General features: G+C 49.7%; 22 protein-coding genes, 1 other RNA gene and 2 pseudogenes. 13 read left to right on the forward strand and 12 right to left on the reverse strand.

Going from position 1 to position 22,193, the window contains the following annotated elements; translation table 11 throughout:
• Positions 1 to 125: 125 nt before the first annotated feature.
• From rplS to ffh, 5 genes are all read right to left on the reverse strand, one after another.
• Positions 126 to 473: a 50S ribosomal protein L19 gene (rplS, locus tag ACMGGM_RS08055; RefSeq protein WP_002914145.1), complete on the reverse strand. Its 348-nt coding sequence runs from the start codon at positions 471 to 473 to the stop codon at positions 126 to 128.
• A 43-nt stretch (positions 474 to 516) separates the two neighbouring features.
• Entirely contained in the window at positions 517 to 1,284 is a 768-nt protein-coding gene (gene trmD / locus ACMGGM_RS08060) for a tRNA (guanosine(37)-N1)-methyltransferase TrmD (RefSeq protein ID WP_014884877.1), read from the reverse strand.
• Between the two features lie 31 nt (positions 1,285 to 1,315).
• Positions 1,316 to 1,855, reverse strand: a complete 540-nt coding sequence (gene rimM / locus ACMGGM_RS08065) for a ribosome maturation factor RimM (protein WP_003863136.1) — start codon at positions 1,853 to 1,855, stop codon at positions 1,316 to 1,318.
• 15 nt (positions 1,856 to 1,870) lie between these two features.
• Positions 1,871 to 2,119, reverse strand: a complete 249-nt coding sequence (gene rpsP, locus ACMGGM_RS08070) for a 30S ribosomal protein S16 (RefSeq protein WP_003863133.1) — start codon at positions 2,117 to 2,119, stop codon at positions 1,871 to 1,873.
• A gap of 116 nt (positions 2,120 to 2,235) precedes the next feature.
• Complete coding sequence (gene ffh / locus ACMGGM_RS08075) at positions 2,236 to 3,597, reverse strand: signal recognition particle protein (protein WP_014884878.1); 1,362 nt, start codon at positions 3,595 to 3,597, stop codon at positions 2,236 to 2,238.
• 166 nt (positions 3,598 to 3,763) lie between these two features.
• On the opposite strand from ffh, the gene ACMGGM_RS08080 reads away from it, so the two are divergent.
• A complete protein-coding gene (locus tag ACMGGM_RS08080; protein WP_014884879.1) occupies positions 3,764 to 4,555 on the forward strand; it encodes an inner membrane protein YpjD in 792 nt (263 codons plus the stop codon).
• 18 nt (positions 4,556 to 4,573) lie between these two features.
• Positions 4,574 to 5,860: an HlyC/CorC family transporter gene (locus ACMGGM_RS08085; RefSeq protein ID WP_032629440.1), complete on the forward strand. Its 1,287-nt coding sequence runs from the start codon at positions 4,574 to 4,576 to the stop codon at positions 5,858 to 5,860.
• Between the two features lie 51 nt (positions 5,861 to 5,911).
• Here the strand turns inward: ACMGGM_RS08085 and grpE are convergent, their stop codons facing one another.
• The gene (gene grpE, locus ACMGGM_RS08090) at positions 5,912 to 6,505 is read right to left on the reverse strand and encodes a nucleotide exchange factor GrpE (protein ID WP_014884881.1); all 594 of its coding nucleotides are present in this window, start codon (positions 6,503 to 6,505) and stop codon (positions 5,912 to 5,914) included.
• A gap of 122 nt (positions 6,506 to 6,627) precedes the next feature.
• Between grpE and nadK the strand changes: the two genes are divergently transcribed.
• From nadK to bamE, 3 genes are all read left to right on the forward strand, one after another.
• The gene (gene nadK, locus ACMGGM_RS08095) at positions 6,628 to 7,506 is read left to right on the forward strand and encodes an NAD(+) kinase (RefSeq protein ID WP_008502500.1); all 879 of its coding nucleotides are present in this window, start codon (positions 6,628 to 6,630) and stop codon (positions 7,504 to 7,506) included.
• An 85-nt stretch (positions 7,507 to 7,591) separates the two neighbouring features.
• Complete coding sequence (recN, locus tag ACMGGM_RS08100; protein ID WP_063614187.1) at positions 7,592 to 9,253, forward strand: DNA repair protein RecN; 1,662 nt, start codon at positions 7,592 to 7,594, stop codon at positions 9,251 to 9,253.
• Between the two features lie 138 nt (positions 9,254 to 9,391).
• The gene (gene bamE / locus ACMGGM_RS08105; RefSeq protein ID WP_014884883.1) at positions 9,392 to 9,730 is read left to right on the forward strand and encodes an outer membrane protein assembly factor BamE; all 339 of its coding nucleotides are present in this window, start codon (positions 9,392 to 9,394) and stop codon (positions 9,728 to 9,730) included.
• Positions 9,731 to 9,834: 104 nt separating this feature from the next.
• Here the strand turns inward: bamE and ACMGGM_RS08110 are convergent, their stop codons facing one another.
• Together ACMGGM_RS08110 and ACMGGM_RS08115 are read right to left on the reverse strand one after the other, a co-directional pair.
• Positions 9,835 to 10,122, reverse strand: a complete 288-nt coding sequence (locus ACMGGM_RS08110; RefSeq protein ID WP_014884884.1) for an RnfH family protein — start codon at positions 10,120 to 10,122, stop codon at positions 9,835 to 9,837.
• Positions 10,112 to 10,549 carry a type II toxin-antitoxin system RatA family toxin gene (locus tag ACMGGM_RS08115; protein WP_014832955.1) on the reverse strand — a complete coding sequence of 146 codons (438 nt, stop codon included), beginning with the start codon at positions 10,547 to 10,549 and terminating at the stop codon, positions 10,112 to 10,114. The genes ACMGGM_RS08110 and ACMGGM_RS08115 overlap by 11 nt, the downstream gene beginning before the upstream one ends.
• 156 nt (positions 10,550 to 10,705) lie before the next feature.
• On the opposite strand from ACMGGM_RS08115, the gene smpB reads away from it, so the two are divergent.
• From smpB to ACMGGM_RS08135, 4 genes and pseudogenes are all read left to right on the forward strand, one after another.
• Positions 10,706 to 11,188, forward strand: coding sequence for an SsrA-binding protein SmpB (gene smpB, locus ACMGGM_RS08120; protein ID WP_008502505.1), 483 nt, complete (start codon positions 10,706 to 10,708; stop codon positions 11,186 to 11,188).
• An 89-nt stretch (positions 11,189 to 11,277) separates the two neighbouring features.
• Positions 11,278 to 11,641: a transfer-messenger RNA gene (gene ssrA, locus ACMGGM_RS08125) on the forward strand.
• A 194-nt stretch (positions 11,642 to 11,835) separates the two neighbouring features.
• Positions 11,836 to 13,042, forward strand: a pseudogene (locus ACMGGM_RS08130) (integrase domain-containing protein).
• On the forward strand, positions 13,042 to 16,254 hold the full coding sequence (locus ACMGGM_RS08135; RefSeq protein WP_261660103.1) for a KAP family NTPase: 3,213 nt from the start codon (positions 13,042 to 13,044) through the stop codon (positions 16,252 to 16,254). The pseudogene ACMGGM_RS08130 and the gene ACMGGM_RS08135 overlap by 1 nt, the downstream one beginning before the upstream one ends.
• A 261-nt stretch (positions 16,255 to 16,515) precedes the next feature.
• On the opposite strand, the pseudogene ACMGGM_RS08140 reads toward ACMGGM_RS08135, so the two are convergent.
• Positions 16,516 to 17,021 (reverse strand): annotated as a pseudogene (locus ACMGGM_RS08140) (phage polarity suppression protein).
• A 175-nt stretch (positions 17,022 to 17,196) separates the two neighbouring features.
• Here ACMGGM_RS08140 and ACMGGM_RS08145 point away from each other — a divergent pair.
• The 4 genes from ACMGGM_RS08145 (at position 17,197) to ACMGGM_RS08160 (ending at position 19,704) form a co-directional block, all read left to right on the forward strand.
• The gene (locus ACMGGM_RS08145) at positions 17,197 to 17,697 is read left to right on the forward strand and encodes a hypothetical protein (protein ID WP_176260321.1); all 501 of its coding nucleotides are present in this window, start codon (positions 17,197 to 17,199) and stop codon (positions 17,695 to 17,697) included.
• Between the two features lie 26 nt (positions 17,698 to 17,723).
• Positions 17,724 to 18,191 (forward strand): hypothetical protein, encoded by a 468-nt coding sequence (locus ACMGGM_RS08150; RefSeq protein WP_176260320.1) that lies wholly within the window; start codon positions 17,724 to 17,726, stop codon positions 18,189 to 18,191.
• 491 nt (positions 18,192 to 18,682) lie between these two features.
• Positions 18,683 to 19,039 (forward strand): hypothetical protein, encoded by a 357-nt coding sequence (locus tag ACMGGM_RS08155; protein WP_014884928.1) that lies wholly within the window; start codon positions 18,683 to 18,685, stop codon positions 19,037 to 19,039.
• Between the two features lie 104 nt (positions 19,040 to 19,143).
• The gene (locus ACMGGM_RS08160) at positions 19,144 to 19,704 is read left to right on the forward strand and encodes a YceI family protein (RefSeq protein ID WP_176260319.1); all 561 of its coding nucleotides are present in this window, start codon (positions 19,144 to 19,146) and stop codon (positions 19,702 to 19,704) included.
• On the opposite strand, the gene ACMGGM_RS08165 is transcribed toward ACMGGM_RS08160, so the two are convergent.
• The 3 genes from ACMGGM_RS08165 to ACMGGM_RS08175 are packed head-to-tail and all read right to left on the reverse strand — an operon-like array spanning position 19,696 to position 21,549.
• Complete coding sequence (locus tag ACMGGM_RS08165; RefSeq protein ID WP_176260318.1) at positions 19,696 to 20,487, reverse strand: anti-sigma factor family protein; 792 nt, start codon at positions 20,485 to 20,487, stop codon at positions 19,696 to 19,698. The two genes, ACMGGM_RS08160 and ACMGGM_RS08165, sit on opposite strands and share 9 nt — an antisense overlap.
• Positions 20,484 to 21,014, reverse strand: a complete 531-nt coding sequence (locus ACMGGM_RS08170; RefSeq protein WP_048996643.1) for a sigma-70 family RNA polymerase sigma factor — start codon at positions 21,012 to 21,014, stop codon at positions 20,484 to 20,486. Before ACMGGM_RS08170 ends, ACMGGM_RS08165 begins: the two co-directional genes overlap by 4 nt.
• A gap of 7 nt (positions 21,015 to 21,021) precedes the next feature.
• Entirely contained in the window at positions 21,022 to 21,549 is a 528-nt protein-coding gene (locus ACMGGM_RS08175; RefSeq protein WP_014884932.1) for a tetratricopeptide repeat protein, read from the reverse strand.
• Positions 21,550 to 22,193: the final 644 nt, after the last annotated feature.

Genomic DNA, 22,193 nt, shown 5'->3' on the forward strand with positions numbered 1-22,193 from the left:
CCATTCAAGAGGCAAGCATTGTAAATGATTTATGACAAAAGGGTTAATGCGAGAGGTGCGATGCGATAAAAAAAGGGCCGGCCTTTTGGCCAGCCCTTTCTAACAGGATGTCGCTTAAGCGAATCTTAGTTCAGACGCTCTTTAATACGAGCAGACTTACCAGTACGCTCACGCAGGTAGTACAGTTTAGCTTTACGTACAGCACCACGACGTTTAACAGCAATGCTGTCAACTACCGGAGAGTGAGTCTGGAAGACACGCTCAACGCCTTCGCCGTTGGAAATTTTACGAACAGTGAATGCAGAGTGCAGACCGCGGTTACGAATAGCGATAACCACGCCCTCGAATGCCTGCAGACGTTTTTTGGAACCTTCAACAACCCATACTTTCACTTCCACGGTGTCACCTGGACGGAAGGAAGGTACGTCCTGCTTCATCTGCTCTTGTTCAAGTTGCTTAATAATGTTGCTCATAATTTAATCTCTTATCCTGGGTAAACTGATATTCGGGAGCGTATTACGCCTTCCCATCATGTTCATGCTGCTGGTTCGCGTGTTCAGTTTTGAACTCGGCCAGCAACTTTGCTTGCTCTTCAGTCAGAGCCAGGTTTTCCAGAAGTTCAGGTCTTCTAAGCCAGGTTCGGCCCAGCGACTGCTTCAAACGCCAGCGACGTATCTCGGCATGGTTTCCAGACAGTAACACCGCCGGGACTTCCATCCCTTCTAACACTTCAGGACGAGTATAGTGTGGGCAGTCCAGCAACCCATCGGCAAAGGAATCTTCCGTTGCCGAAGCTTCATGGCCCAGTACACCCGGAATGAACCGGGCAACGGAGTCAATCAGCGTCATCGCTGGTAACTCACCACCGCTGAGAACGTAATCGCCGATAGACCATTCTTCGTCAATCTCGGTTTGAATTACGCGCTCATCTATCCCTTCGTAGCGACCACAGACCAGAATCAGCTTTTGATTCGTCGCCAGTTCGCTCACGCCCGCTTGATCAAGCTTGCGTCCCTGAGGTGACAGATAAATCACCTTTGCGCCTTCACCTGCCGCGGCTTTTGCTGTGTGAATGGCATCCCGCAAGGGTTGTACCATCATCAACATCCCCGGTCCGCCGCCGTAAGGACGATCGTCCACGGTACGGTGCCGGTCATGCGTGAAGTCACGAGGACTCCAGCTCTGGATGCTCAGCAGGCCATTCTTTACTGCCCGGCCAGTTACCCCGTAATCGGTAATCGCGCGGAACATTTCAGGAAACAGGCTAATTATGCCAATCCACATAGCGCCGTCTTTTACCGTTTATCCGGAGAATTTAAAAACCAGGATCCCAATCTACTTCAATGGTTTGAGTAGTGAGATCGACTTTCTTGATAACCTGTCCATCGAGGAACGGGACCAACCGCTCCTTGATGCCAAATGCATCTTTCAGGTTTGCCTTAATGACGAGAACGTCATTTGACCCGGTTTCCATCATATCGATGACTTTTCCCAGGCTGTAGCCTTCGGTAGTGACTACCTGGCAACCCATAAGGTCTTTCCAGTAGTAGTCGCCCTCTTCCAGCTGCGGCAACTGCGACGAATCCACGACAATTTCACAATTAGTCAGCGCATTCGCGGCATCACGATCGTCAATGCCTTTCAGCTTGATGATGATGTCCTGATTGTGGTGACGCCAGCTTTCCAGCTCGACCTCTTCCCACTTACCGGCTTTCTGGATAAACCAGGGCTGGTAATCAAAAATGCTATCAGCGTCTTCAGTGGAGGAAAACACTCTGAGCCAACCACGGATACCGTAGCAAGAACCCATTTTTCCCAATACGATCGGTTCAACAGGTGCTTTATTGCTCATCATGACCACCGTGACAGATTAAGCTGCTTTGTTTGCTGCTTTGATCAGCGTAGCAACGCGATCGGAAACAGTAGCGCCCTGGCCAACCCAGTGAGCGATACGATCCAGATCCAGACGAGTTTCTTCTTCTGCGCCAGCGGCCAGTGGGTTGAAGAAACCAACGCGCTCGATGAAGCGACCGTTGCGTGCATTACGGCTGTCAGTGACAACAACCTGGTAGAACGGACGCTTTTTAGCGCCGTGACGAGCTAAACGAATAGTTACCATAACATCCTCTTGTGTGAATAAAACAACCGGGCCCCATCGAGGAACGGAGCCCGGGTGTCATATTAAAAGCCCGAAAATTTTACTCATTTTCGGGCAAAAAGCAATCTCAAAAGCGATTATCGCCCAGGAAAGCCGGGTGGCATCATGCCTTTCATCCCGCGCATCATCTTCGCCATGCCGCCTTTCTTCATTTTCTTCATCATGCGCTGCATGTCGTCGAACTGTTTCAGAAGGCGGTTAACGTCCTGCACCTGCATGCCGCAACCGGCTGCGATACGGCGTTTGCGGGAACCTTTGATGATGTCCGGGTTAGCGCGTTCTTTCAACGTCATCGAGTTGATGATCGCCTCCATACGCACCAGCACTTTGTCATCCATCTGCGCTTTCACGTTGTCTGGGATCTGCCCCATGCCCGGCAGTTTGCCCATCAGGCTGGCCATGCCGCCCATGTTTTTCATCTGGCGCAACTGCTCAAGGAAGTCGGTCAGATCGAAACCGTCGCCTTTTTTCAGCTTGCTGGCGAGTTTTTCCGCCTGCGCACGGTCAACCTTGCTCTCGATATCTTCAATCAGCGACAGCACGTCGCCCATGCCGAGGATACGGGAGGCAATACGATCCGGGTGGAACGGCTCCAGCGCTTCGGTTTTCTCGCCCACGCCAAGGAATTTAATCGGCTTACCGGTGATGTGGCGAATCGAGAGCGCCGCACCGCCGCGGGCGTCGCCGTCCACTTTGGTCAGCACCACGCCGGTTAACGGCAGCGCTTCGTTAAACGCTTTCGCGGTATTCGCCGCATCCTGACCGGTCATGGCGTCGACAACAAACAGGGTCTCTACCGGGTTGATAGAGGCATGCACCTGCTTGATCTCATCCATCATCGCTTCGTCAACGTGCAGACGACCGGCGGTATCCACCAGCAGCACGTCGTAGAATTTCAGCTTCGCCTCTTTCAGCGCGGCGTTAACGATGTCGACAGGCTTCTGGGCCACGTCTGACGGGAAGAAATCCACACCAACCTGCTCGGCCAGGGTTTCCAGCTGTTTGATCGCCGCCGGGCGATAGACGTCCGCAGAGACCACCAGCACTTTTTTCTTGTGCTTCTCACGCAGGAATTTACCCAGCTTACCGACGCTGGTCGTTTTACCCGCCCCCTGCAGGCCCGCCATCAGCACCACGGCCGGTGGCTGAGCCGCCAGGTTAAGCACCTGGTTCTCTTCGCCCATCGCCGAAACCAGTTCGTTACGAACGATTTTGACGAACTCCTGACCCGGGGTCAGGCTCTTGTTAACTTCATGACCAACCGCCTTCTCTTTAACGCGGTTGATAAAATCACGAACAACCGGCAACGCGACGTCTGCTTCCAGCAGCGCCATGCGCACTTCGCGCAGCGTTTCCTTGATGTTCTCTTCAGTAAGGCGTCCGCGGCCGCTGATGTTGCGCAGCGTGCGCGACAAACGATCGGTTAAATTATCAAACATTGTCTCTCGCCTGAGTAGAAACGTTGGGCCGCATTGAGCGACACATACACAGAATTTTGCTGGAGTATAACATGAAGGCGTCTTTGTTGTTATGCAACGGTTGGAGCAGGCGTCACGTAACGTTATACTGCTTCTCTTTCTTATTAAGACAACTGTCGATGCCTATATGCCTGTTTTCGCACTGATCGCCCTTGTTGCCTACTCTGTCAGCCTCGCGCTGATCGTTCCCGGACTGCTGCAAAAAAACAGCGGCTGGCGGCGCATGGCTATTCTTTCCGCGGTGATCGCACTGATAAGCCACGCGTTTGCGCTGGAATCACGTATCATCCCCGGCGACGGCAGCGTGCAAAACCTGAGCGTCCTCAACGTCGGCTCGCTGGTCAGTTTGATGATCTGTACGGTAATGACCATCGTGGCGTCTAAAAATCGCGGCTGGCTGCTGCTACCGATTGTTTATACCTTCGCGCTGATCAATCTGGCCTTAGCCACCTTTATGCCCAATGAATTCATTACGCATCTGGAAGCGACCCCGGGGATGCTGGTGCATATCGGCCTGTCGCTGTTTGCCTACGCGACGTTAATCATCGCGGCGCTTTACGCCATGCAGCTCGCCTGGATTGACTACCAGTTGAAAAACAAAAAGCTGGCGTTTAACCATGAAATGCCGCCGCTGATGGTCATTGAGCGTAAGATGTTCCACATCACCCAGGTCGGGGTGGTGCTGCTGACGCTCACGCTCTGCACAGGCCTGTTCTACATGAAGAACCTGTTCAGCGTGGAGAATATCGATAAAGCGGTGCTCTCCATCATCGCGTGGTTTGTCTATATTGTCCTGTTATGGGGCCATTATCATGAAGGCTGGCGCGGTCGCCGCGTGGTCTGGTTCAACGTCGCGGGGGCGGGCATTCTCACCCTTGCCTATTTTGGCAGCCGCTTCATACAGCAATTTGCTGGCTAAGAAACAAAGGAGTTCCCCCTGGAACACATCTCTACCACCACGCTGATCGTTATCCTGATCGTCATGGTGGTCATCTCCGCCTATTTCTCCGGCTCGGAAACCGGCATGATGACCCTAAACCGCTACCGGTTACGTCATCGTGCCAAACAGGGTAACCGTGCCGCACGTCGCGTTGAAAAACTGCTCCGCAAGCCGGATCAACTGATAAGCCTGGTGCTCATCGGTAACAACCTCGTCAATATTCTTGCCTCTGCTCTGGGCACCATCGTCGGTATGCGCCTGTACGGCAACGCCGGGGTCGCTATCGCCACCGGTGTGCTGACGTTTGTGGTACTGGTGTTTGCTGAAGTGCTGCCTAAGACCATCGCCGCGCTTTACCCGGAGAAAGTCGCCTACCCGAGCAGCTTCCTGCTGGCGCCACTGCAAATCCTGATGATGCCGCTGGTCTGGTTGCTGAATATGGTGACGCGCGTACTGATGCGCATGGTGGGCATCAAAGCCGATGTCACCATCAGCAGCGCGCTCAGCAAAGAGGAACTGCGCACCATCGTGCACGAATCCCGCACGCAGATTTCCCGGCGCAATCAGGACATGCTCCTGTCGGTGCTGGATCTGGAAAAAGTGAGCGTGAACGACATCATGGTGCCGCGGAACGAAATCGTCGGTATCGACATCAACGATGACTGGAAAGCCATCGTCCGCCAGCTGACGCACTCCCCGCACGGGCGCATCGTGCTCTATCGCGACTCGCTGGATGACGCCATCAGCATGCTGCGCGTGCGTGAAGCGTATCGTCTGATGACCGAGAAAAAAGAGTTCACCAAAGAGGTTATGCTGCGCGCCGCCGACGAAATTTACTATGTGCCGGAAGGAACGCCGCTCAGCACGCAGCTGGTTAAATTCCAGCGCAACAAGAAAAAAGTCGGCCTGGTCGTCAATGAATACGGCGACATTCAGGGACTGGTGACGGTCGAAGATATTCTGGAAGAGATAGTCGGCGACTTTACTACGTCAATGTCGCCTTCTCTCGCGGAAGAGGTCACCCCGCAAAACGACGGTTCAGTGCTGATTGACGGGAGCGCGAACATTCGCGAACTCAATAAAGCCTTTAACTGGCATTTGCCGGAAGATGAAGCGCGTACGATTAACGGGATGATTCTGGAAGCGCTGGAGGAGATCCCGGCGGCAGGCACGCGGGTGCGCATTGAGCAGTACGATATTGATATCCTGGACGTGCAGGACAATATGATTAAGCAGGTGAAGGTTCTGCCCGTCACGCCGCTTCGGGAAAGTATTGCCGAATAAAATGTAGGCCGGGTAAGGCGAACGCCGCCACCCGGCACTACAGGTAGCAAATTACGCTTTCGCTTTCGCCACGGTCACCATCGCAGCGCGAATGGTACGGCCGTTCAGGGTATACCCTTTCTGCATCACGCCCAGCACTTTACCGGCTTCAATCTCTTCAGATTCGACCATCGCAATCGCCTGGTGGACGTTTGGATCCAGCGGAACGTTGGTATCGGCAATCACTTCCACGCCAAACTTACGCACCACGTCGAGCATGGATTTCAGCGTCAGTTCGATACCTTCGATCATCGCCGCATTGTCCGGGTTCGCTTTATCAGCCACTTCCAGGGCGCGATCGAGGCTATCAATCACCGGCAGCAGTTCGTTGACGAATTTCTCCAGCGCGAATTTATGCGCCTTCTCAACGTCCTGCTCGGTACGACGACGCAGGTTTTCCATTTCCGCCTTAATGCGCAGAACACTTTCGCGTTCGCGATTCTGTGCTTCTACCAGTTGGGCTTCCAGATTCGCAATTTTTTCATCGCGCGGGTCCACCTGCTCAGCAGATGCGTCTGGCTCTACTGCCTCAACTTCATCGTGCTGTTCCGTGATAATTTCTTCAGGGGCTTGCCCCTCAGGCGTTTTCTGTTCTTTACTACTCATGAATTTCTCCGCGTTTTTCTGCATTCATCTCGCTAACTTCGCTTATTATGGGGATCAGTTTCCTGGATTCAAGGGAACAAGAGAGATTGTCATCATTCATCAGGCACAAGGACCTCCAGAAAATGAATAATCATTTCAGGTGTATTGGGATCGTCGGGCATCCGCGTCACCCTACCGCATTGACGACACATGAAATGTTGTATCGCTGGTTGTGTAGCAAAGGCTATGAAGTGATGGTCGAGCAGCAGATTGCGCAGGAGCTGCAGCTCAAGAGCGTCAAAACCGGCACGCTGGCGGAAATTGGTCAACAGGCCGATCTCGCCGTGGTGGTGGGCGGTGACGGAAACATGCTCGGTGCCGCACGCACGCTGGCGCGCTATGATATCAAGGTTATCGGCATCAACCGAGGCAATCTCGGCTTTTTAACCGATCTCGATCCGGACAACGCGCAACAGCAACTGGCTGACGTGCTGGAAGGTCACTATATCAGCGAAAAGCGCTTCTTACTGGAAGCGCAGGTGTGCCAGCAGGACTGCCAGAAGCGCATCAGCACCGCGATTAACGAGGTCGTACTTCACCCCGGTAAAGTGGCGCATATGATTGAGTTCGAAGTCTATATCGACGAAATCTTTGCCTTCTCGCAGCGCTCTGACGGGCTGATTATCTCCACTCCAACCGGCTCAACCGCCTACTCACTTTCTGCGGGTGGCCCCATTCTGACGCCCTCGCTGGATGCCATTACCCTGGTGCCGATGTTCCCGCACACGCTCTCCGCCCGCCCGTTGGTCATCAACGGTGACAGCACGATACGTCTGCGCTTCTCGCACCGCCGTAACGACCTGGAGATCAGTTGCGACAGCCAGATTGCGCTGCCGATCCAGGAAGGTGAAGATGTCCTCATTCGCCGATGCGATTACCACCTGAACCTGATTCACCCGAAAGATTACAGCTATTTCAACACATTAAGCTCGAAGCTCGGCTGGTCAAAAAAATTGTTCTGATTTTACATCCAGGACTTTACTGTATAAAAAACCAGTTTATACTGTATGAAAACACAGTCATGGTTTTTCATACAGGAAAACAATTATGCTGGCACAACTGACCATCAGCAACTTTGCCATAGTTCGTGAGCTTGAGATCGATTTCCACAGCGGCATGACGGCGATCACCGGGGAAACCGGTGCGGGTAAATCCATTGCCATTGATGCCCTCGGCTTGTGCCTTGGCGGCCGCGCCGAGGGAGACATGGTGCGCAGGGGCGCAAATCGCGCCGACCTGTGCGCCCGTTTCTCCCTGAAAGACACGCCTGCCGCCCAGCGCTGGCTCGAACAGAACCAGCTTGAAGATGGGCGTGAGTGTTTACTTCGCCGCGTGATCAGCAGCGACGGCCGTTCCCGTGGTTTTATCAACGGCACGGCGGTCCCCCTCTCTCAGCTTCGCGAACTCGGCCAGCTGCTTATTCAGATCCACGGTCAGCACGCGCATCAGCAGTTAGTCAAACCAGAACAGCAGAAAGCATTGCTTGATGGCTATGCGGGTGAGTACGCGCTTACTCAGCTCATGGCAGAACACTACCGTCTGTGGCATCAGAGCTGCCGGGAGCTGGCTCAGCATCAGCAGCAAAGCCAGGAGCGCGCCGCGCGTGCGGAGCTGCTGGCGTACCAGCTTAAGGAGCTGAACGAATTCAATCCGCAGGCGGGTGAGTTTGAGCAAATCGACGAGGAGTACAAGCGCCTCGCCAACAGTGGCCACCTGCTCTCAACCAGCCAGAATGCGCTCAATATGCTCGCTGATGGCGAAGACGCGAACCTGCAGAGCCAGCTCTATAGCGTTCGTCAGCTGATCACCGAGCTGGCTGGCATGGACAGCAAACTCTCTGGCGTACTGGATATGCTGGAAGAGGCCGCGATTCAAATCTCAGAAGCCAGTGACGAACTGCGCCACTACTGTGAGCGTCTGGATCTCGACCCGAACCGTCTGTTTGAACTGGAACAGCGCATCTCCCGTCAGATCGCCCTGGCGCGTAAGCACCATGTTACGCCGGAAGAGCTGCCGGGCTACTATCAGGCTCTGCTGGAAGAGCAGCAGCAGCTTGACGATCAGGCTGACTCGCAGGAAACCCTTTCTCTGGCGGTGAACCTGCATCATGAACAGGCGCTGGCCACAGCGCAAAAGCTGCATGAAATCCGTCAGCATTACGCTCAGGAACTCAGCCAGCACATCACCGACAGCATGCATACGCTGGCAATGCCGCACGGTGTATTCACCATTGATGTTCGCTTTGAAGAGAATCACCTGACGGCGGAAGGTGCGGATCGCATTGAGTTCCGTGTCACCACCAACCCGGGCCAACCGCTTCAGGCTATCTCCAAAGTCGCCTCCGGCGGCGAGCTGTCGCGTATTGCGCTGGCGATTCAGGTTATTACCGCGCGTAAAATGGAAACCCCGGCGCTGATTTTCGATGAGGTGGATGTCGGGATCAGCGGTCCAACGGCGGCGGTTGTCGGCAAACTGCTGCGTCAGTTAGGCGAATCAACGCAGGTGATGTGCGTCACTCACCTGCCGCAGGTTGCGGGCTGTGGTCATCATCACTTTATTGTCAGCAAAGAAACCGATGGCGAAATGACGGAAACGCACATGATGCCGCTCGATAAACGTGCACGTCTGCAGGAGCTGGCACGCCTGCTCGGCGGTAGTGAAGTCACGCGTAATACGCTCGCGAACGCGAAAGAACTGCTGGCGGCATAAACTTTTTCGGGATCTCAGGGTCATAGAGAACAACAAAAACGCCGCCAGACCGGTTTCAAAGTGGGGCAAGGTCTATTATCATCGGCATATTACATATGAGCCGCGTTCTGCTCGGGCCCGAAAAGGAATCAAATCACTATGCGTTGTAAAATGCTGACCGCTGCCGCAGCGGTTCTTCTGATGTTGACCGCAGGCTGTTCCACTCTGGAGAAAGTGGTTTACCGTCCTGACATCAACCAGGGGAACTACCTTACCCCTAACGATGTGTCCAAAATCCGTGTGGGGATGACACAACAGCAGGTCGCTTATGCACTGGGAACCCCGATGATGTCCGATCCGTTCGGCACTAACACCTGGTTCTATGTATTCCGTCAGCAGCCAGGCCATGAAGATGTGACCCAGCAGACCCTGACGCTGACTTTCAGCAGCGCCGGTGTGTTGACCAACATAGACAACAAACCTGCCCTGACCAAATAATCAGGCGTCAGAAATGCAAAAAGGTGCTCAATGAGCACCTTTTTTGTTTTCTGTTGATCCCCTCGCCCCTCTGGGGAGAGGGTTAGGGTGAGGGGTTGTAAGCACTACTTACTCGCCTTCTCGGCACGCTGGCGACGCAGCTCTTTCGGGTCGGCAATCAGCGGACGATAAATCTCCACCCGATCGCCCTCTTTCAGCACATCACCCAGCTTCACCGGACGGCTGTAAATACCGACCTTATTTTTCGCCAGGTCGATATCACTGCGAAGCTCGAGGATGCCGGACGCGCGGATAGCCGCTTCTACGGTCGCGCCCTCGTCCAGCGTCACGCGCTGCAAATACTGTTTCTCTGGCAGCGCGTACACCACTTCCACAGCAATCTTATGCGACACTGTAAACCTCTTTGGCGCGGGTCGTGAATGCCTGAACCATATTCGAGGCCAGCTCTTTAAAGATGCGGCCAAACGCCAGCTCAATCAGCTTATTGGTAAACTCAAAGTCCAGATGGAACTCAATACGGCAGGCGTCCGCGCTCAGTGGGGTAAACTTCCAGCCCCCCATCAGCGTTTTAAACGGACCATCGACCAGATGCATCAAAATACTCTGATTGCTGGTCAGCGTATTGCGGGTGGTGAACGTCTTGCTGATCCCCGCTTTGGAGACATCCACCGCCGCGGTCATCTGCGTCGGGCCAGACTCCAGAACGCGGCTTCCGGTACACCCCGGAATAAATTCTGGATAAGACTGAACATCGTTCACTAACTGATACATCTGTTCCGCGCTGTAAGGCACAAGCGCAGTACGGCTAATCTGAGGCATAGCATTTTCCATGGTCACACAACGGACAAATAATAACATTTATCACCTGTTAAAAAAACGCTAAGCCTCATCTCGTGCTAAGATAGCGCGTTAGACCTCACAGGACGCAATGAGGTGACTTTTTGAAATCAGATTACCGACGGCTTTACGACACTTATGACGAAGAAAAAAGCACATAAACCAGGCTCGGCGACCATTGCGCTCAACAAGCGTGCGCGCCACGAGTATTTCATTGAAGAAGAATTCGAAGCTGGCCTTGCGTTGCAGGGCTGGGAAGTAAAATCGCTGCGCGCCGGGAAAGCCAATATCGGCGACAGCTACGTGATCCTGAAAGATGGCGAAGCTTTCCTGTTCGGTGCGAACTTTACGCCGCTGACCGTCGCCTCGTCACACTATGTGTGTGACCCAACGCGCACCCGTAAGCTGCTGCTAAACAAGCGTGAGCTGGAATCTCTCTACGGACGCATCAACCGCGAAGGTTTCACCGTGGTCGCCCTGTCGCTGTACTGGAAAAACGCCTGGTGCAAGGTGAAGGTTGGCGTCGCGAAGGGTAAAAAGCAGCATGACAAACGTACTGACCTGAAAGAGCGCGAGTGGCAGCTTGATAAAGCGCGCATCATGAAAAACGCAGGACGTTGATTCTGCACACTTATTGTACTATTCAATAAGTTAGCGTTCCGGGCTGGTATCCAGGAAGTGAAATCTGGTATACTCAGTTCAACACTATTGGGGCTGATTCTGGATTCGACGGGATTTGCGAAACCCAAGGTGCATGCCGAGGGGCGGTTTGCCTCGTTAAAAGCCGCAAAAAAATAGTCGCAAACGACGAAAACTACGCTTTAGCAGCTTAATAACCTGCTCTGAGCCCTCTCTCCCTAGCTTCCGCTCTTAAGACGGGGATCAAAGAGAGGTCAAACCCAAAAGAGATCGCGTGGAAGCCCTGCCTGGGGTTGAAGCGTTAAAACTAATCAGGCTAGTTCGTTAGTGGCGTGTCTGTCCGCAGCTGGCGTGCGAATGTAAAGACAAACTAAGCATGTAGTACCGAGGATGTAGAAATTTCGGACGCGGGTTCAACTCCCGCCAGCTCCACCAAAATTCTCCATCAGCGATCACCAGAGTCGACTGATGAAGTCCTGAAAGCCCGCACGGCGCAAGCCCTGCGGGCTTTTTTGTGTCTGTAGTTGTCCGAGGGCATCCGGCTAAACCCAGAAAAATTCGGTACACGTCTAGGTACACGCTATACTGAGGTCCATTAAACGTGTACCAATTATGGAAGGGAGCCAGACATGGCGCGCATCACACGCCCCTCACTAACAACGAAATTCAGAAAGCTAAACCTCGCGAAAAAGACTTCACCCTCCATGATGGTGATGGCCTGTTTTTGCTCGTCAAAACCACCGGTAAAAAACTCTGGCGCTTCCGCTATCAACGTCCGGTAAGTGGTAGCCGAACCAATTTAAGTCTCGGCTCATACCCTGCCCTTACATTCGCAGCGGCTCGTCAGATACGCGACAAGCACTTAACCGCGCTCGCGCAAGGCATGGATCCACAACAAGAACAGGAACAGAAATAAGCGTCAGAACAACGCCAGATTGAGTTAGACAGCATTTTTTCAAAATGTGGCTGAACTGGTTCCAGATAAAAAGCAGAAGTGTCACAGAGGATTATGCAAAGGATATTTGGCGTTCTTTGGATAAAGACGTGTTCCCGGCAATCGGTGCGATACCCGTACAGGAGATAAAGGCCAGAACGATTGTTGAAGCACTTGAGCCAATCAAAGCGCGAGGGGCACTGGAGACTGTTCGCCGCTTGGTACAGCGTATTAACGAAATAATGATTTATGCGTTTAACACGGGTCTGATTGATGCAAACCCAGCATCAGGTGTAGGTATGGCCTTTGAGAAACCCAAGAAGCAAAATATGCCGACACTGCGGCCAGAAGAATTGCCGAAGCTAATGCGCTCTTTGATGATGTAGAATCTCTCTGTTTCGACTCGCTGCCTGATTGAATGGCAACTCCTGACACTCGTTCGCCCTTCGGAGGCTTCTGGTACTCTATGGACAGAGATTGACTTAGGTTCAAAGCTCTGGACGATTCCTGCCGAACGAATGAAGGCTAAACGTGAGCACATTGTTCCTTTGTCTCCTCAGGCATTGGATATTCTTGAAGTGATGAAATCCATTAGTGGTCACCGAGAACATGTTTTCCCGAGTAGTAACGATCCAAAAAAACCGATGAATAGCCAGACTGCTAATGCCGCTTTAAAGCGTATAGTATATGGTGGTAAGTTAGTTGCACACGGTCTGCGTTCTATCGCCAGTACCACTTTAAACGAAGAAGGATTTAATGGAGATGTTATAGAATCAGCTCTAGCGCACACAGACAAAAATGAGGTGCGCAAGGCTTATAATAGAAGTACATACCTGAATCAAAGGCGAGATCTTATGGCATGGTGGGTCACTAAGATTAAAAACAGTTATGGAGAATGGTAATGTCATTTATTTTACACACAGAGTCACCTTCTACTGAAGACATTATTGATGGTAACAGTCACAATAATATCTCGTTAAAAATTGCTAATACTCTTATGCGAGATGACGTAAATATCGTTGGGATAAACGGGCCATTAGGCTCAGGGAAATCCACAGTTATAAAACTTCTTGAGAAAAATCTTCCCAATGGTAATTTTCATTTTATTAATTTCGATGCAGAGTTATACCAGCAAGGTTCAACAAAAAAAGCTCTAATAACAAAAATATACGATGGTTTAGAACCCAACATACCTAATTCACTTAAGCCAAACCTGAGAGAGTTTAAAGATAACGCTCTTGGGAACAATGTTACCTATAAGAAGACTCAAGATAGTGAAATAAGCACTTGGGCTATACTTTTTTTATTCTCTCTTTTTATATGTACACAGTCAATTCGGCCACTTCAGACTGAGTGGGGTAAACCATCAGAAAGCATGAGCTATTGGCTCATGGGTTTGTTTATTTTATTCCTCACATCACCATTGCTTCTGTCTGCAATTTTTTTCATTCGTTCATTTTGGGATAGATCTTTAAAATTCGGGAATATTATTAAAAAAAATTCTGTAGATATAATCTCAGAGAAAATGCTTGTTTCAAAGGATGTAGGTAGTATTGAGTTGCATAATGCCATTAGTGGATTTAAGGAATGTATACCACCTGGATTAAAATTTCTCTTAATTATTGACAATCTAGATAGAATTCCATCTGAAAAAGTTAAAGAGCTATGGAGCGACATTGAATTAATCAGTAATTCATCTGAAAAAAGACTAAAACTATTAATACCCTATTCATCAGAACATGTAGCAAAATCATTATCACAAGATATTTATGAGGGAAGAGAGTTTATTTCCAAGAGAATACCTATTAGTTTCCAAATCCCACCAATATTATCAGCTGGATGGCGGAATGTTTTTTCTCATTTTTGGCAGCAAAGTTTTCCAAGTGAATCCGAAAATTTGCACCATGACACATCAGAACTGATTGAAATCTGGCTTCCAAAGGCTTATCAACCAATAACCCCAAGATATTTAAAAAAACTTATCAATGACATACAGATAACTTCGCTATCAACCCCTTATGACGTAAGAAACATAACATGTGCATATTATATTTTAACTACGAAGCATAATGACCTTCCTTTCGAATACCTTTTAATTGATAATTTTGAAAGCAGCGATCTGGATGAAAAGACAAGGGATAAGTATAAAAAGAGCATTAGAAAACTTCAACGAATCTATAATAATGACCGTAAGAAATGGATTGATGAATTGCTATGCATAAATTTCCAAACTAACGCTCAACTCGCTGAAGGAGAGTTAATTGATGAACCTCTTAAACTCGCACTAACTCAGTATAACTCAGAGGAGCTAGCGCGAATTTCCAATATGTTTGGTTTTGTATCAGCATGGAGAAGAGTTATTGACTCAACAGATCCAACTGATTGGTTCATAACGCTTTCAAAAATGACTTCTGAAAAGAACGAAATTATTAAAGAAATACTGCCTGAGGTTATAAAAGCATTAGATTCCATGGACATATCAGGTGCGTCAACTTTGGATAATGAAAATTTCTTGCCTTCATTAAACTCTTTGAAAAAAGATGGATTTAATGTTCATGGTTTATATCTAAGCAACATCCAAAAAACAATAGTACAAGATATCGCTAAGTATATTACTTGTGATGATGATAAGTTGATCGAGCTTGGTCAAAACAATACGGAAATACAACAAGCATTACATCATGGAGAATTGCTTTCACAATTAATCGGATACAATGTATTAAATGATCTATCAAGTGCCCCCAAAACTGTTTTCTACATACTTAACCTCAAAGATAAACCCCTATCATTTGAGAGTTTGGAGATTGAACAGATTAAATTAGAATCAAAAGATTTCATTGGTGGCCTACAATCACTCTTCGCAGGTGGAGTTGACTTTAACCTTACTGAAAAAAATGTAAGTAAGCATATTGAATTTGAAAGCGACGGAATCAAGTTGGTTTTGAAAGAAGGATTGCAGGCTGGATTGGAGTCAATCTTTAACAGTTTTACAAGTGTCAGCATACCTCAAAATATTTTATTATTTGAGATGATGGTGCTGACTCCACAATGGCATTCTGCCAATCTCAACCCTCATTACGCGCGAATTATAAATTATAATATTGATTGGAAGAGCAATTGTCTTGCACATTGGATGTCACACATGATTGCAAGTAAAAATATTGCATCAATAGATAGCTACAAGCAGTATATCTCTGTCGAAGACGATTTAACTTACTTCTTCAGTTGCTACCTAAAGTATATATCTAATTTCACGCACATATTTGAAGCGTTAACCAATGAGACCTTGAATGAATACTTGGTTCCTTCTTTGGAATTATTAGCAAATAATAAAATGCTAAAAATTAGCGATGTAAATCCTATTGTGGCTGACTTCTTCTCAGTTATGACACAGTATCTCTCAGATAATTTCATTGAATGCTTTATACAAAATAATCGTAGTGCTTTATGCGATGCAATTGAGAATACCTACATTACAGACATTGATGATTCTCTAATAGATTACGTTGTTAATAACCCAGAAACTAATGAATTAACAAGATCGCTGATTGAAAGTTTCAAAGGTGAGGTAGACACACAAGATAAATTCAATAAAATCGCTAATGAAAACCACCCTTCCTACTCGAAGATCCTAGAGTTCTCGAAGAAAAATTCTGAGCATTTCGATTTTGCTAAAGATTTCATTTTTAATTTCTATGAAACATATAAAATTGACGCTATAGACAGACCGCTCCCTCGCCTCATTTTTGATACCTTATCAGATAACACCAAAGAAATAGCATTAAGAGATCTAAGTGATTTGATATACATGAGAGACCTTGATGTTAAAAGACCACTCGCTTTATTAAAGTATTTTTCAGACGTCTTGAATTATTCAGATGATGAATCAACATCAGGTTCAAGAGCAATTGCTCGTCTATTTAATCAAGTTGGCACTAATCCAGACATAGCTTCATGGCTAGACCGGCAAAATATAAATTTTTCGAAATGGAATGTCAGTGATAAACAGTCTGTAGTAATTATCATCGCGAGTAACGCTGAGTTATTCCCTCGCCTTAAGGAAAAGGGCCCCGTTAAAATCAAAATTCAGGAATTGAGCTTAGAGAACGACTAAAAGGCATAGCCCCCTCAATCTTAGATATTGAGGGGGATTAAAAATTAATTATTTCTATCCATGCGCGCAATGTTTTCCCCGCCACGCCTGCCCGCTTAAGAGGGCGCTTTTAATGCAGGTGCATGACCGGCCTCAGGGCGCGCCAGTGCTGGTGCAGGCGGGGGATCCAGTGTCTGTAAAACCCATGCAAAACCATGCACCTTATGCATGCATGGCTTTTATACGTAAAAATGGCGGGATTTTCGGGGATTTTTAAGCGGACTACCGCACGGCCAGTTCTGCACGGCGGCGGGTGTAATTCAGGTTCTGTGCTGGCGTGAATTTTTCACGACTATCATCTCGCGAAGCCGCGTCAGGCCTGAATCTGATGGCCGTTAAAATGGCATTATCCTGCTCCGAATAATTAATTTTTTCACCGGCGACCAGCCAGAGCTGTAGCGCCTCCCTTAGATAGTCGAGTGAGTACTGCATGGCGCAGCGCTGAACGGGCGGCCAGCTCCGCGCCGTACACCTGCATAAAATCATTTAAACGGTCGCGGATGCTGATGCACCTCCTCCTGCGAACGGATATAACGCCCGGCAGCCTGATTAATTTCCCACTTTTTCACGTCGATAATCTCGCGCAGCGTTTGCAGGCTATGGCCGCTACTGGCAAGCTGTTATCAGTATGCCTGTTCGACCTGCTTCAGTTCATCCCTGCATTGCATCCAGTTGGATTTATTGGCCTGGCAGACCTCAAAGGCTTTCTGTAGCGTCAGTGTGGTCACGTATGTTTCTCCTGATAGCTGGCCGTGCTTACACACTGGCACGGTTAAAGGTGGTCGCCGGTGAACGTATAACCCTGTCAAAGGATTAAAGCTTGCGAAACGTGGCCAAGCATTCGATGAGCATTCACTGACGATACGCTGACTTAAGGGCAAAGGCCAATGCAGGTGTGATCTCATGGGAAAAGGCGGCGCAAGAAGCCCAGACAACCAGAAATCTTATAATGGATATGGTGAGATCGCGCAGCACTTCACTTGGACGGGCAATGGCCGAACATATAAAAGTGAGGGTAAAACGCTTAATGAGTTGGTAGCGAAAAAAGCGAAAGCTTTATTCGGCCCTCAGGCAAACTTTAACAGCCTTTCGGAAACACAGAAAAATCAGATATATGCAAGTATCGTTGAATCCGCAGGCAAGTCTAACCCGCAAGTAAACATGAAAATGATGCAACTCTCTCGCATTGGAAGGGGCCTGATTGTTCTTTCAATCGCGATTTCTGTTTACGAAATTTATACCGCTGATGATAAGGTTTCTGAATCAGGCAGACAGATAGCTATTAACGGTGCAGATATTGCTGGTGCTGCTGCAGGTGGCGCAATGGCCGGATTAATGTGTGGGCCAGGCGCGCCTGTTTGTGTGCTCATCGGTGGCTTCGTCGGCGGCGCTCTTGCTGCATAGGAAATGGGACGTTTGTGGAATTGATTATGCAACAGGTTAATTCAATATCTTTGGTTAAGGTTCGCGATGCTACCGATGTATCTCAGGCTCAATCTGACGTTGTGCTAAATGGTAAAAGCACCGGCATTATTGTACCGGGGCAAGTGTTTGAAGCAGCGGTCCAGGTTAATGAGCAGCGTTACATCCTGTTTCTTACGGATGACATTATTTTCGAGGAATCCCTGACGATTGCCCTTATTGACGTTCATGACGGACTTAAAGAAATTGTTCGTATAGGAAATGAGTACTCGACAGGGAGTTTTGCGAATCTCCAGGTCACTGACGATAGCGTAGATTTCACGTTTATTGGGGACAATATCTGGACACTGAAAGTATCAGATTCACCTTGCCTGCGGCTTCCTTTTGTTTCCGATCCAAAAGGTGTTAAACGGGAGTCTGGTCTGAAAAAGTACATAACGATTTCTGCCACACCGGTGTCGGAAAACGTAAGCTGAAGTCATTATTTAACAGAATGAAAAGGCTTTCTGCTGAGCTTGATAAATGCTTCTGAGAATTATGCAGACACAGATAGCCAACCAGAATCGGTAATAACCCCATTCATCTGATGAAATCCTGAAAGCCCACACGGTATAACCGCTGCGGGCTGTTCAGTACCATCCCCCCCGCTCCCCTTTCCCTTTGACACACATCAACGACACCTCCCCTCCCGCGATTCAGAATAAAAAATACCACCCAGCGCTACGGATTAGCCGCCCCCACCCGGAAGGAACCCCACCATGTACAGACCCATAACCGTCATACTTTTCATTCTCCTGACCCTCGCCGCCCTCGCAGAAATAGGCGTTTTATCCTTTGGATAATCCTTAGGCAAAATACCCCGCGTCAGGATGCATTGATCTCATTACAGTTTTTTCCTAAAGCCATCCCGCTTCGCCTGTGCCAAGCTGAATCACGCTCATAACCGAAAACGTTAAATGAGGATATTATGAAAAAAACAATTATCGCATTATCTGCCGTTCTGCTGGCTTCCCCAGTATTTGCTGCGACCACACATGCAACTGATGATACCGTCGCGGCAGCGAACGCAAACGCCAATGAGGCGAAGCAAAAACTGCACGAAGAGCAGAACAAAGGTGAAGAGCTGAAGCTGAAACAGCAGCATGCTGCGGAAGGTAAAAGCGAGAGCCTGGGCAGCAAGGTCAGCGAAGATTCCCAGAAAGCCTGGCATAAAACCAAAGAAGGCACCGAGAAAGGGTGGGATGCCACCAAAGAAGGCGCTGAGAAAGGCTGGAACAAAACCAAAGAAGGTGCCAGCGAGCTGGAAAAGAAAGTCACTGAGTAATCTTTACGCTCAAAAAAAGGCCGCGCTTGCGGCCTTTTTTATTTCTTCGAATACAATTAGCCCCTCAGGCGTTTACGCAGTGCGCGTTTATCGGAGAAACCACTATGTATCGCCTTTTAGCCATTCTGACCGCCCTGCTGTTATGCCCGTCCCTGTACGCCGCCCCAAAAAGCTATCTTATCGACAGCGATAACACCGCTATTCGGCTATCGTGGCATGCCTTCGGCGGCATTCTCTCCTGGGCGACGTTCAGCGGCGTGACGGGTGCCGTGACGCTCAACCCGGATAACGACGTCGACGACCATATTCACGTCACCATTCCCGTATCAACTCTGGTGGCTTCTAACAAATTGCTCACCTGGCAGCTGAAAAGCGACATGTTTTTTGAATCCGAGCGCTACCCGACCATCGAGTTCATTAGCTCACGCGTGGTCGCTCAGAGCGCCGGGCGGTTCAGGGTATTCGGCACGCTGATCGTACGAAACATTGCCCGGCCGGTGATCCTGGAGGCCGTGTTGAAAGACCCGCATGCACAGTCCCCCCGGCTTGATGCCACCACGGCGATCTCGCGCGCAACCTATGGAATGGATAAGTTTGCGCTGGTCGTGGACGATCGTATAGCCATTGCCATTGCAATCAAGACGAACGATGTGCCGTCATCCTGAGATGAGGCGCTGTAGCTGCTCCGCGTTTGCCCGCAGGTGAGACGGCGGATTGCGGCCAATCAGGACAAACTGATAGCCCGCATCCTGCCACCACGCCAGGTTCATGCTGTGCCGCTGCTCCTGGCGGAGCGAGGCCGTCGCCTTCTCATCGACAGGCGAGATACAGAACGCCATTGGGCCGTAGTCGGCGTTGAGCCAGGCAATCTGCGCGATAGAGGTCGTTTCATAGCGCAGCATGCGCACCATTTTAAGCTCAGCCCCTCGCAGAATAAGCTGCGACATAGTTAGCTTCATGCCGATATCCTGCGCCGCCCGTTCGAGCCCGCGCTGCAGGACCGGCGCTGCGCTGTCCATATCCAGCAGCGTCTCGACGCTGTACAGGGACATATATTGCGCTTCGAGGTCGCGAATATGGGCGTTCTCATCCGCTGGCGCGGAAGCGGGCCGCAACAGGTAGCCCAGCCCGGAGCCGACCATCAAAAAGCTGACCGACGCGGCAATCAGCGCCCGCCTGCTGACGCCAACCGGCGTGGAGGGCCGTGGGTCAGGAAGCGCCGTCAGACGCGCCTGCATCGTCTCAAGAGGCGCATCATCCAGCAGGGAGGCAAACGCCCCGGCGTAATCCTGGCTGCTTTTCATCAGTTCGGCGGTTCGCTCGGAGAGGCGTTCGTCACTGTTTAAATGCTCTTCAAATTGCTGTGCGTCGGCGCGGCACATCTCGCCATCTATCCATGCCACGATAGCGTCGTCGTTATAGGGCGGTGCAAAACGGTGCGCGTTCAAGAACGTTTCTCCTTTACCGGAGGCAGTGCGTCGGCGGACCTGGCAAGCCGAGCCCGTGCCGTGGCCAGCCGGCTCATCACGGTACCGATCGGCACTGCCAGCGTGTCCGCCGCCTCCTGGTAGGTAAAGCCTTCGACATAAACCAAAAATACCGCGTTACGCTGGGCTTCGGGCAAGGCGTTAACGCGCTGCATCACCTTCAGATAATGCAGGCGCGTCTCATCCTGTTCGCGGGTATCCGGCGCGAGGAGTTCGTCGCTGGCCACAAATCCCTGCCCCTGACGCACGTATCGCGCCCGAAGTTCAGAGATCCAGATTGAGTGCAGGATCGCGAACAGCCACCTGTCGATGCGTGTGCCCGGCGTATACTGGCTGCTTTTTTCAAGCGCACGCACGCAGGTGGACTGAACCAGCTCTTCGGCGATATCCCTGTTGCGTGACAACACCAGTCCATAGCGCCAGAGACGCGACAGGTGTGCGGCTAACTGTTGACGAACCTCACTGGTTGCGATGAGTTTTCCCTCCACGAGAAAATCAGGATTCCGGATGTCCGTTGATGGCGGCCTGCAGGTCGCGATACTCCTCGCAGGACTGGCCACAAATACCGGCAATCACCTTCAGTTGTTCTTTCGCGAGATCGGGTCGTCCTTTTACCATCCACGCTTCACCGAGATACTCCCGGGCTTTGGCATAATCCGGTGCGATAGCCAGCGCGCGCTGGTAGTAACCAATGCCTTCGTCCGTACGGCCAAGTTTGCGCGTGGCGAACCCGCGATAGTTCCACGCTTCAGCCGTATTGCTATTTTTCAGTGAATCAAGCAGATTCAGCGCCGCCTGGTACTCCCCTTTCTTCGCGAGATGGTACGCATAGTTGGTTTTGTCCTGATCGCTGAGGCTGCTGCTCTTGTCCGGCACGCATTTCTGGGTGGCGCTGTCATACACCTGTCCGGAAGGACAGTCGGGCGTTTTGCTCTCGGTACTATTATCGCCCATTGCCAGCGCCAGCGGAGACAGCAGGGAAAAAATCAGCACCGGGATCAGGCGAAACGAGGTCGTGTTCATATAAAGCTCCTGGGTTAGAAGGGAGTGACGTCAGTAAACGCCCGACCGGCGGTTTTTATTCATTCTTCCGCGATTTTTTACCGTCCTGAAAATCATGCCTGCGACGTAATCACATTGAAAATAAATCAGGTTATTTTATATCTATCTTCCCATTATTATTATCCTGCAACCGCTAGCAGAGTTTTAACCCCCTACAAGAATATATTTTATTACACCGGTGATATAATATATCTTATATCAAAAACGTTACCCTAACTTAAACACACATTAAGCACGATTAAATAATCACAATTTAAATTATATTTAAAACATCTCCCACCAATAATTACACTGCATCTTCAAGATGACTAAGTCACAACACACGGAAAATAAAAAGACATTAAAAACATAACGATAGAAAAACACATCAATAAACACCATCAATACATTAATGCCCTCTTCATTGTTTACCCCTTTATTTACGCAAGCTTAATTTGCACATTCAGAGTTTTCTGGCTATATCATTTTTATCTCCTCAAAACGAATTCCTCTATTAATTACAGGGTTTTAAAAGACGCAAAACACAAATAAAACGTATTTCTTTCATATGTAATTAGATTCGCTCTGATGTTGCCACTCTGAATTCTGGCGGGCATCGTTCGCTC

This window comes from Enterobacter sp. BNK-14, from assembly GCF_047456095.1.
GTDB lineage: Bacteria > Pseudomonadota > Gammaproteobacteria > Enterobacterales > Enterobacteriaceae > Enterobacter > Enterobacter kobei.